The organism is Hansschlegelia beijingensis (assembly GCF_045505405.1).
Lineage (GTDB): Bacteria > Pseudomonadota > Alphaproteobacteria > Rhizobiales > Methylopilaceae > Methylopila > Methylopila beijingensis_A.
This window is the reverse complement of sequence record NZ_JBJKEX010000091.1, coordinates 1-9,946: the sequence shown is the minus strand read 5'-3', so window position 1 is coordinate 9,946 and position 9,946 is coordinate 1. Positions and strand designations below refer to the sequence as shown.

At 69.6% G+C, this 9,946-nt stretch carries 11 protein-coding genes; all 11 read left to right on the top strand.

Annotated features, from left to right (window positions below):
* Window positions 1-126 precede the first annotated feature (126 nt).
* On the top strand, window positions 127-1,155 hold the full coding sequence (locus tag ACIKT0_RS08120) for a class I adenylate-forming enzyme family protein (RefSeq protein WP_407104854.1): 1,029 nt from the start codon (window positions 127-129) through the stop codon (window positions 1,153-1,155).
* A complete protein-coding gene (locus tag ACIKT0_RS08115; protein WP_407104853.1) occupies window positions 1,152-1,922 on the top strand; it encodes an ABC transporter ATP-binding protein in 771 nt (256 codons plus the stop codon). The genes ACIKT0_RS08120 and ACIKT0_RS08115 overlap by 4 nt, the downstream gene beginning before the upstream one ends.
* Window positions 1,915-2,655, top strand: a complete 741-nt coding sequence (locus ACIKT0_RS08110) for an ABC transporter ATP-binding protein (RefSeq protein ID WP_407104852.1) — start codon at window positions 1,915-1,917, stop codon at window positions 2,653-2,655. The genes ACIKT0_RS08115 and ACIKT0_RS08110 overlap by 8 nt, the downstream gene beginning before the upstream one ends.
* A 2-nt stretch (window positions 2,656-2,657) precedes the next feature.
* Window positions 2,658-3,545, top strand: coding sequence for a branched-chain amino acid ABC transporter permease (locus ACIKT0_RS08105; protein ID WP_407104851.1), 888 nt, complete (start codon window positions 2,658-2,660; stop codon window positions 3,543-3,545).
* Complete coding sequence (locus tag ACIKT0_RS08100; protein ID WP_407104850.1) at window positions 3,545-4,531, top strand: branched-chain amino acid ABC transporter permease; 987 nt, start codon at window positions 3,545-3,547, stop codon at window positions 4,529-4,531. Before ACIKT0_RS08105 ends, ACIKT0_RS08100 begins: the two co-directional genes overlap by 1 nt.
* Window positions 4,532-4,552: 21 nt before the next feature.
* Window positions 4,553-5,008, top strand: coding sequence for a MaoC family dehydratase (locus tag ACIKT0_RS08095; RefSeq protein ID WP_407104849.1), 456 nt, complete (start codon window positions 4,553-4,555; stop codon window positions 5,006-5,008).
* On the top strand, window positions 5,008-6,237 hold the full coding sequence (locus ACIKT0_RS08090; RefSeq protein WP_407104848.1) for an MFS transporter: 1,230 nt from the start codon (window positions 5,008-5,010) through the stop codon (window positions 6,235-6,237). Before ACIKT0_RS08095 ends, ACIKT0_RS08090 begins: the two co-directional genes overlap by 1 nt.
* A gap of 119 nt (window positions 6,238-6,356) precedes the next feature.
* The gene (gene mdcA, locus ACIKT0_RS08085) at window positions 6,357-7,997 is read left to right on the top strand and encodes a malonate decarboxylase subunit alpha (RefSeq protein ID WP_407104847.1); all 1,641 of its coding nucleotides are present in this window, start codon (window positions 6,357-6,359) and stop codon (window positions 7,995-7,997) included.
* 14 nt (window positions 7,998-8,011) lie between these two features.
* Entirely contained in the window at window positions 8,012-8,326 is a 315-nt protein-coding gene (mdcC, locus tag ACIKT0_RS08080) for a malonate decarboxylase acyl carrier protein (RefSeq protein WP_407104846.1), read from the top strand.
* Entirely contained in the window at window positions 8,323-9,267 is a 945-nt protein-coding gene (locus ACIKT0_RS08075) for a biotin-independent malonate decarboxylase subunit beta (RefSeq protein WP_407104845.1), read from the top strand. Before mdcC ends, ACIKT0_RS08075 begins: the two co-directional genes overlap by 4 nt.
* On the top strand, window positions 9,254-9,946 hold a 693-nt coding region (locus ACIKT0_RS08070; RefSeq protein WP_407104844.1), incomplete at its 3' end, for a biotin-independent malonate decarboxylase subunit gamma. The genes ACIKT0_RS08075 and ACIKT0_RS08070, both read left to right, overlap by 14 nt.

Genomic DNA, 9,946 nt, shown 5'->3' with positions numbered 1-9,946 from the left:
TGAGGCGGTCTGCGAAGAAGGCCAGCAGATCCACCGCCACCTCGGCGTCGTGCGCATCATCCTGGATAACGGGCTGCGGCTGCGGCTGCTCTCGGTTCCGCGCGCCCGGAACTCGCCGGCGCCGCGCTGGTCATCTTCACCTCGGGCACCACCGGGGCCCCGAAGGGCGTGGTGCTGGGACACGACGCGCTTGCGGGCAAGATCGAGGCGCTGGACCGCCTCATCGGCGTCACCCGTGACGACGTCGTGGCGCTGCCGCTCCAGCTGATCTTCATCTTCGGGGTCTGGGCGAGCCTGCTTGCGATCCGCGCCGGCGCCAAGCTCGTGCTGGTGCAGAAGTTCACGCCACCGACGATGGCGAGGCTGCTCGCCGAGGAGGCCACGGTGCTGGGCGCGGTGCCCTCGATGATCCGGGCCCTGCTGGCGGGGGACGCCGGCCACGCGCCGCGGCTGCGCGCGGTGCTGACCGGTGGCGAGGTTCTCGGCCCATCGCTCGGCGAGCGGCTCGCCGACGCCTGGCCGCGCGCGGGCGTGTTCGACCTCTACGGCCTCACCGAGACCGGCTCCTGCGACTTCGTGCTCGCGCCGGGCGCGAGCCGCGAAGGCGCGGGATCGGTCGGGGTCCCGACCGAAGGCGTCGACTACAGGCTGGTCCGCGACGACGGCCTCGAGGCCTCGGCTGGCGAGACCGGCGAACTGCGCATCCGCACCCCGTTCGGCATGAACGGCTATCTCGGCGCGCCCGACCTCACCGCGCAGTCCTTCGCGGACGGGTTCTTCCGGACGGGCGATCTCGCGCGGCGTCGGGCCGACGGAAGGGTCGAGCTCGTCGGGCGGTCGAAGGAGATCATCTCCCGCGGCGGCAACAAGATCTCCCCGATCGAGGTCGAGAACATGCTCTGCGCCCACGCCGATGTCGCGGCGGCGCTCTGCGCCGGCGTGCCTGACGAGCGCCTCGGCGAGGCGATCCACGCCGTCGTGGTGCTGAAGCGCGGCGCCGCCGCCAGCGCGGACGATCTGCGGGCCTGGGCCGCGCAGCGCATCGAACGCTTCAAGATTCCGGACGTGATCGCGTTCGCGGACGCGCTCCCGATCGGCGCGACCGGCAAGGCCAGCCGCGCCGCGATCCGCGCCATGCACGGCCCGGCGTCATGAGCGGCGCGCTGGCTGACGACGTGGTGCTTGCCGCGAGCGGCCTCACCAAGGATTTCGGCGGCTTCCGCGCCGTCGGCGGGGTCGAGCTGCAGGTTCGGCGCGGCTCGATCCACGCGCTGATCGGCCCCAACGGCGCCGGCAAGACCACCTGCTTCAACCTGCTGACGAAGTTCCTGACCCCGACCGCCGGAACCATCCGGTACAACGGCCGCGACATCACCCGCATGAAGCCGGCCGACGTCGCCCGGCTCGGGCTGGTGCGCTCGTTCCAGATCTCGGCGGTGTTCCCCAAGCTCAGCGTGCTGGAGAACGTCCGCATCGCCCTGCAGCGACGCAAGCGCGGCGACAGCTTCGATTTCTGGCGCTCCGAACGCGTGCTGCGGGCGCTGGACGAGGAGGCGCTGGCGCTCGTCGAGGATGTCGGGCTCGCGGCCTTCGCGCGGGCGCCGGCGGTCGACCTCTCCTATGGCCGCAAGCGCGCGCTGGAGATCGCGACCACGTTGGCGCTCGAGCCCGACATGCTCCTGCTCGACGAGCCGATGGCCGGCATGGGCCACGAGGACATCGAGCGGATCTCGGCGCTGATACGCCGCGCCTCGGCCGGCCGCACCATCCTGATGGTCGAGCACAACCTCTCGGTCGTCGCCTCCCTGTCGGACCGCATCACGGTGCTGGCGCGCGGGCAGGTGCTGGCGGAGGGCGATTACGCCGCCGTCTCCAAGGATCCCCGGGTGATCGAAGCCTATATCGGAGCCGGTCATGGCTGACGCTCGCCGCGCCGCCGCCCTGCAGGACGCCTCGGCGCCGTTGCTCGCGGTCGAGGGCCTCGAAGGCTGGTACGGCGAGAGCCACGTGCTGCACGGGGTGACGTTCGACGTGAGGCCGGGCGAGGTCGTGACGCTGCTCGGCCGCAACGGCGCCGGCAAGACCACGACGCTCCGCGCGATCATCGGCATCCTGGGAAAGCGCCGCGGCTCGATCCTGTTCGACGGCGTCGAGACGGTCGGCATGCCGTCGCGCCTGATCGCCCGGCTCGGCGTCGGCTACGTGCCGGAGGAGCGGGGCATCTTCGCGAGCCTTTCGGTGCACGAGAACCTGATGCTGCCGCCGCGGGTGAAGCCTGGCGGCATGTCGGTCGACGACATCTACGCGCTGTTCCCGAACCTCAGGGAACGCATCCGCAGTCAGGGAACGAAGCTCTCGGGCGGCGAGCAGCAGATGCTGTCGATCGGCCGCATCCTCCGGACGGGCGCCAAGCTGATCCTGCTGGACGAGCCCACCGAGGGTCTTGCGCCGGTCATCGTCCAGCAGATCGGCCGCACGCTGCAGCGCCTGAAGTCCGAGGGCTACACCACCGTTCTGGTCGAGCAGAACTTCCGCTTCGCGCAGACCGTCGCGGACCGTCACTTCGTGGTCGAGCAGGGCCGGGTCGTGGACATGATCCCGAACGACGATCTCGACGCCAATCTCGGCAAGCTTCACGCGTATCTCGGGGTCTGACGATGACGACGATCTTCGGCGTCTCGGTGCAGGCGCTGTCCGGGCAGTTGCTCCTCGGCCTGATCAACGGCTCGTTCTACGCAATGCTGTCGCTCGGGCTCGCGATCATCTTCGGCCTGCTCAACGTCATCAATTTCGCCCACGGCGCGCTCTACATGATGGGCGCGTTCGTAGCCTGGATCCTGCTGAACAATTTCGGGCTCGGCTACTGGTGGGCGCTGCTGATCGCGCCCATAGCGGTCGGACTGTTCGGTGCGCTGCTGGAGCGCCTTTTGCTCGCACGCCTCTACAAGCTCGACCATCTCTACGGCCTGCTGCTGACCTTCGGGCTCGCGCTCATCATCCAGGGCCTCTTCCGCCAGCACTATGGCTCGTCCGGCCTGCCTTACGTGATCCCGCCTGAGCTGTCGGGGGGCCAGCGCCTGCCCTTCATGTTCCTGCCCAACTACCGCGCCTGGGTGGTGGTCGCGTCGCTCGTCATATGCCTGTCGACATGGCTGCTGATCGAGAAGACCAAGCTCGGCGCCTATCTCCGCGCGGCGACCGAGAATCCGACGCTGGTCGGCGCCTTCGGGGTCAATGTCCCGCTGCTCATCACCCTGACCTACGCGTTCGGGGTCGGGCTCGCGGCGCTGGCGGGCGTCCTCGCTGCCCCGATCTACTCGGTCAATCCCGCGATGGGGGCCGACATCATCATCGTGGTGTTCGCCGTCGTGGTGATCGGCGGCATGGGCTCGATCCTCGGCTCGATCCTCACCGGCTTCGGGCTCGGTCTGGTCGAGGGTCTGACCAAGGTGTTCTACCCGGAGGCGTCCTCGGTGGTGATCTTCGTCATCATGGCGATCGTGCTGCTCGCCAAGCCTTCCGGCCTGTTCGGGCGGTCCGCGTGATGGCCGCCGCTCACGACGCGACCCCGATCGCCGCCGCCCGCCCGGCCCCGGATGGCGTCGACCCGAAGGCGTTCCACCGCCGGATCATGATCGGGATCGTGGTCCTGCTCGCCCTGCTGCCGCTCGGCGTCTACCCGATCTTCCTCATGAAGGTGCTGTGCTTCGCGCTGTTCGCGCTGGCCTTCAACCTCTTGCTCGGCTTCGGCGGCCTGCTGTCCTTCGGCCATGCCGCCTATTTCGGCATGGCGGGCTACGTCTCGGCCTATGCGGCGAAAGCCTGGGGGCTGACGCCTGAGCTCGCGATCGCGTCCGGCACGCTGGCCGCGATGGCGTTGGGGCTCGCCTTCGGGGCGCTCGCGATCCGGCGCCAGGGCATCTACTTCGCGATGATCACGCTGGCGCTGGCCCAGATGGTCTACTTCTTCTCCCTGCAGGCCAAGTTCACCGGCGGCGAGGACGGCATCCAGGGCGTGCCACGGGGCCGGCTGTTCGGGCTCATTGACCTCAGCGACGACCGCGTCCTCTACGCCGTCGTGGCCGTGATCTTCACGGCGGGCATGCTGCTGATCTACCGCGTGATCCACTCGCCCTTCGGGCAGGTCCTGAAGGCGATCCGCGAGAACGAGCCGCGCGCCATCTCGCTCGGCTACCGCGTCAACCGGTACAAGCTCGCGGTGTTCGTGATTTCGGCGACGCTCGCGGGCGTCGCGGGCTCCACCAAGGCCATCGTCTTCCAGCTCGCCTCGCTCACCGACGTGCACTGGTCGATGTCCGGCGAGGTCGTGCTGATGACCCTGGTGGGCGGCATGGGCACCGTGTTCGGGCCGATCGTCGGCGCCTTCGTGATGATCGCGATGGAGAGCTATCTCGCGCCCTTCGGGGCCTGGGTGACCATCATCCAGGGCTGCGTGTTCGTGGTCTGCGTCCTCACCTTCCGTGACGGGATCGTCGGCATGCTGGGGCGCATCATCAGGCGTCCGCTGTGACGCGCGCGAAAGGAGGCCGCGATGACCGATGAAGCCAGGCCTTCAGGCTGGGACGGCGTCATCAACGGGATGCCGCGCGAAGGCCAGAGCGCCGAGCGGTCGCGCACCACGACCATGCAGGACATCATCGCCTTCACGGAGATGACCGGCGACCGCAACCCGCTGCACTATGACCGGGAGCTCGCCGAGGCCAGCGTGTTCGGCAAGCTGATCGTGCAGGGCGGCGTGACGTCCGGCATCCTGAACGCGCTGGTGGCCGAGGATCTGCCCGGCCCCGGCACCGTGTTCCTCGGCTGCGAGTGGAAGTTCCTGAAGGCGGTCGGGGTCGGCGAGACCATCACGGGACGCGTCGAAATCCTGACGGTGCGCGCCGACAAGCCGATCTGCACCCTGAAGACCAGCGTGAGGAACGCCGCCGGCGATCTTTGCCTCGACGGCGTGGCGACGACCTTCACGGTCCCGCTGAAGAAGAGCTGATGACCGCGGCGGCGCCGGTCCCGGACGACGGCGCGCGGTGGCGCGTGCTGGGGCTGGTCTGCCTGGCGCTCGTGCTCAGCATGACCACGTGGTTCTCGGCGACCGCCGTCACGCCGGAGCTGATCGCCGCCTGGGGGCTGTCGCCGGCCGACGCCTCCTGGCTCACCAACATGGTGCAGCTCGGCTTCGTGGCCGGAGCGCTCGGCTCGAGCCTCGTCAACCTGCCCGACATCGTCGCGCCGCGAAAGCTGATGGCGGCGTCCGCGGCGCTCGCCGCCCTCGCCAATCTGAGCCTGCTGGTCGCGCCGTCGGTCGCCGCGCTGTTCGTCGCCAGGCTCATCACCGGCGCCGCGCTCGCGGGCGTTTATCCGCCCGCGCTCAAGCTGATCTCCACCTGGTTCGTCCGGGGCCGGGGCACGGCGCTCGGCGCCGTCATCGGCGCGCTGACGCTCGGCTCGGCGTCGCCGCATCTCGTGCGCGGCCTGGTGGAGCACATCGACTGGCGGGTCGTCGTCGCCGTCGCCAGCGTCGCCACCCTGATCGGCGCCGCGATCTTCAGGACCTTCGCGCGCGAGGGGCCTGCGCCCTTCAGCCGGGCCACCTTCGACCCCCGGCAGATCACCGCCGTGCTGCGCAACCGCCCGCTGGCGCTCGCGAACATCGGCTATTTCGGCCACATGTGGGAGCTCTACGCGATGTGGGGCTGGTTCCTGGTGTTCGTGACCGCGGCGCCGCCCTCGCTCGGCGTCCCGAGCGCCGCGGCCGCGTCGCTGATCACCTTCGCGGTGATCGGCGTCGGGGCCTTCGGGGCGCTGCTCGGGGGTCTGCTCGCCGACCGGATCGGCCGCACCGCCACCGCGGCCGGGATGATGGCCGTCTCGGGGACTTGCGCGCTGCTGATCGGCGTCGTGTTCGACGGGCCGGTCTGGCTGTTCGCGATCGTGGCGCTGATCTGGGGCGTCAGCGTGGTGGGCGACTCCGCGCAGTTCTCCGCGATGGCGACCGAGGTCAGCGACCCGCGCTATGTCGGCACCGCGCTCGCGGTGCAGCTCGGCGTCGGCTTCGCCCTGACGATCCTGTCGATCCGCCTCGTCCCGGTCTTCGTCGACTGGGTGGGCTGGCGCTGGAGCTTCATGCTGCTGACCCCCGGCCCGGTCATCGGGGTCGCCGCGATGCTGGCCCTGCGGCGCCGGCCCGAAGCCGGGAAGATCGCGCAGGGCCTGCGCTAGGCCCCAGCATCCGGGTCGTGCGGTTCATCCGTGCGAAACGGAAAATCGCGGTTCTCTCCCGCAAAACAGCTCCCGTCCGATGCCCCAAATCTCGCGCAGTAAGCGAGAGGAGCTTCGGGATGACCTTTCAGCGCCGCCTTGAGCGGGATGCTCGTCTGGAAGCGGGCGCGAAAGTCGCGCAGGGCAAGGTCGTGGCGGCCGAAGACAGCACCCGGCTGCTGGAGGCGGTCCTGCGTCCGGGCGACCGGGTCTGCCTCGAGGGAGACAACCAGAAGCAGGCGGACCTGCTTAGCGGCGCGCTGCTCTCGGTCGACGTCGGGAAGGTGAACAACCTGCACATGGTGCAGTCCGGCGTGGTGCTGCCCGACCATCTTGATCTTTTCGAGCGCGGCGTCGCGAAGAAGCTCGACTACGCCTATTCCGGCCCGCAATCGGCCCGCATCGCCGCAATGCTCTTCGGCGGCAAGATCGAGCTCGGCGCCGTCCATACCTATCTCGAGCTCTTCGCCCGATACTTCGTCGATCTCACGCCGAACGTCGCGCTGATCGCGGCGGTCAGCGCTGACCGAGACGGCAACCTCTACACGGGCCCGAACACCGAAGACACGCCGACCGTAGTCGAGGCGACCGCCTTCAAGGACGGCGTCGTGATCGCGCAGGTGAACGAACTCGTCGACAGGGTGCCGCGCGTCGACATCCCGGGCGACCGGGTGCATTTCGTGGTCGAGGCGAAGAAGCCGTTCTTCGTCGAGCCGCTGTTCACCCGCGATCCGGCGGCGATCACCGAGACGCAGATCCTCACCGCCATGCTGGCCCTGCGGGGGATCTATGGCCCCTACGGGGTGCGCCGGCTGAACCACGGCATCGGCTTCAGCACGGCGGCGATCGAGCTTTTGCTGCCGACCTATGGCGAGAAGCTCGGCCTGAAGGGCAAGGTCGCCACGCACTTCGCCCTCAACCCGCATCCGGCTCTGATCCCGGCGATCGAATCCGGCTGGGTCGAGCAGATCCACTGCTTCGGCTCCGAGGTCGGGATGGACGAGTACATCCGGGAACGAAGCGACGTGTTCTTCACCGGCCCGGACGGCTCGCTGCGCTCGAACCGCGCCTTCTCGCAAACGGCGGGACTCTACGCCTGCGACATGTTCATCGGATCGACGCTGCAGATCGATCTTCAGGGCAACTCCTCGACCGTCACGGCCACCCGCATCGCGGGCTTCGGCGGGGCGCCGAACATGGGCTCGGACGCGCGCGGCCGGCGCCATCCGAGCGAGCCCTGGCTCCAGGCCGGCAAGGAGGCCGATCCGGATAGCCCGGCGCCGCTGCGGCGCGGGCGCAAGCTCGTCGTGCAGATCGGCGAGACCTTTGGAGACAAGAACGCGCCGCTCTTCGTCGAGCAGCTCGATGCGCTCGCGCTCGCCGAGAAACTGAAGCTCGAGCTCGCCCCGGTGATGATCTACGGCGACGACGTCACGCACATCGTCACCGAGGAAGGCGTCGCGAACCTGCTGCTCTGTCGAAACCCGACAGAGCGGGAACAGGCGATCCGCGGGGTCGCCGGCTACACGGAGGTCGGCCGGGCGCGGGACCGCGCGATGGTGCAGCGCCTGCGCGAGCGCGGCGTCATCCGCCGGCCGGAAGACCTCGGGATCGACCCGCTCGACGCCAACAGAAGCATGCTGGCCGCACGCTCGATCAAGGACCTCGTCCGCTGGTCGGGCGGCCTCTACGCGCCCCCCTCCAAATTCCGGAACTGGTGAGGAGACGAACCGACATGGAAGATCTCAGCTTCCGCCACAGCACCAGTGGGCGCGCTCCGGGAACGAAGCCGAGCGCCCTGACCGGCGTGGTCGCGTCCGGCAATCTCGAGGTGCTCGTGGAGCGCGTCCTGCCGGAGGGCGAGTGCCAGGTCGAGATCAGGACCGCCGCCGAAGGCTTCGGCGCCGTCTGGGAGGCCGTCGTGGCTGACTTCGTCGAGCGCTACGCGCCCGGGGGTCTGCGCTTCTCGATCAACGATGGCGGCGCCCGTCCCGACACCGTCTCGCTCCGTCTCGCCCAGGCGGCGCGCCTCATGGAGGACGACGCATGAAGTCCGCCGAGCCGCAGGCAGCCAATGAGGCATTCGAGCCGGCCCGCGCCGTCAGCTGGTATGAGAGCTCCGCCCGTGCGCGCGTCGCCCTCCTGCTCGACCCCGGGAGCTTCGTCGAGTTCATCGGGCCCGAGCAGCGGGAAGTCAGCCCGCATCTGCGCGTCTTCGATCTGCCGGAGCAGTTCGACGACGGCATCGTGGTCGGGCGCGGCCTCCTCGCGGGCAAGCCGGTCTTCGTGGCGGCCCAGGAGGGACGTTTCATGGGCGGCGCCTTCGGCGAGGTCCACGGCGCCAAGCTCACCGGCCTGCTCCACGCCGCGCGCGATCTCGGCTCGATCCCGGTGCTGATCCTGTTCGATACGGGCGGGGTGCGCCTGCAGGAGGCGAATGCGGGCGAGCTCGCCATCGCGGAGATCATGCGGGCCGTGGTCGAGGCCCGGCTCGCCGACGCTCCGGTGGTCGGGCTGATCGGCGGCCGCGCCGGCTGCTACGGCGGAGGCGGGCTCATCGCCGCCTGCTGCTCGGCGCTCGCGGTTTCCGAACAGGGCCGGATCGCGGTCTCTGGCCCGGAGGTCATCGAGACGAACCGCGGCGTGGAGGAATTCGACTCCCACGACCGCGCGCTCGTGTGGCGCACGATGGGCGGCAAGCACAGGCGCCTTCTCGGCGCCGCCCAGACATTCGTCGACGACACCGTCGAGGCCTTCAGGGAGGCCGCCCTCCGGTTCCTGGCGCAGCCGAGCCATCTTGGGCCCCGTGCTCTCCAGGCCGAGCAATCCCGGCTCGAGGATCGTCTCCGGCGCTTCGGCGCCTGCGGCGACGCAGTCGACATCTGGCGCGCCGAAGGCGTCCCCGAGCCCGAAGCCGTGCCCGAGCTGCCGGCCGATCAGTTCATCGCCCTCGCCGACAAGGTCCGGAGGCCCAGCCATGACGATCGCTGACATCCTCGCCTCGCTCTTTCCGGACGGCCATGACGTCGCCATCGCCGGCGGTCTCCTTCGCGGATCGGCTCCTCTCGCATCCGGCGGCTCGGCCACGGTGATCGGGGTCGCGGACAGGACCGCTCTCGGCGTCGACGAGGCCATCAGCCTCTCGAAGCACATCCTCGCCTCCGTTCACGGGGGCGACGGTCCGATCCTGGTGATCGTGGACAGCGACAGTCAGCGGATGAGCAAGCGGGACGAGCTGCTCGGGCTGAACGAGTTCCTCGCCCATCTGGCGAAGACGCTGATCTACGCGGATCTGCGGGGCCGGCCGACGATCGGGATCCTCTACGGGCGCTCGGCGGCCGGGGCGTTCCTGGCGACCGCGCTCGCCACCCGCGTGCTGGTCGGTCTTCCCGGGGCGGACCCGGCCGTCATGGACCTGCCCTCCATGGCCAAGGTGACGAAGCTCTCGATCGAGGTGCTGACGGAGAAGGCGAAGTCCACCCCCGTATTCGCGCCAGGCCTCGACAACCTCATGCAAACCGGAGCCGTGCATCTGGTCTGGGACCCCGACCGCCCGCTCTCCGACCAGCTCGCCGCCCTCCTCGCCGACCTGCCCGACGCGCGGGATCGCCGCGCCGCGCTCGGCAAGGATGGAACGGCTCCGCTTTGCGGCATCGCTAATCCGGGATTG

Excerpts from the sequence above, each read along its gene's own strand:
- ACIKT0_RS08115 (WP_407104853.1), top strand. The coding sequence starts at position 1,152 with ATGAGCGGCGCGCTGGCTGACGACGTGGTGCTTGCCGCGAGCGGCCTC.
- ACIKT0_RS08110 (WP_407104852.1), top strand. The coding sequence starts at position 1,915 with ATGGCTGACGCTCGCCGCGCCGCCGCCCTGCAGGACGCCTCGGCGCCG.
- ACIKT0_RS08105 (WP_407104851.1), top strand. The coding sequence starts at position 2,658 with ATGACGACGATCTTCGGCGTCTCGGTGCAGGCGCTGTCCGGGCAGTTG.
- ACIKT0_RS08100 (WP_407104850.1), top strand. The coding sequence starts at position 3,545 with ATGGCCGCCGCTCACGACGCGACCCCGATCGCCGCCGCCCGCCCGGCC.
- ACIKT0_RS08095 (WP_407104849.1), top strand. The coding sequence starts at position 4,553 with ATGACCGATGAAGCCAGGCCTTCAGGCTGGGACGGCGTCATCAACGGG.
- ACIKT0_RS08090 (WP_407104848.1), top strand. The coding sequence starts at position 5,008 with ATGACCGCGGCGGCGCCGGTCCCGGACGACGGCGCGCGGTGGCGCGTG.
- mdcA (WP_407104847.1), top strand. The coding sequence starts at position 6,357 with ATGACCTTTCAGCGCCGCCTTGAGCGGGATGCTCGTCTGGAAGCGGGC.
- mdcC (WP_407104846.1), top strand. The coding sequence starts at position 8,012 with ATGGAAGATCTCAGCTTCCGCCACAGCACCAGTGGGCGCGCTCCGGGA.
- ACIKT0_RS08075 (WP_407104845.1), top strand. The coding sequence starts at position 8,323 with ATGAAGTCCGCCGAGCCGCAGGCAGCCAATGAGGCATTCGAGCCGGCC.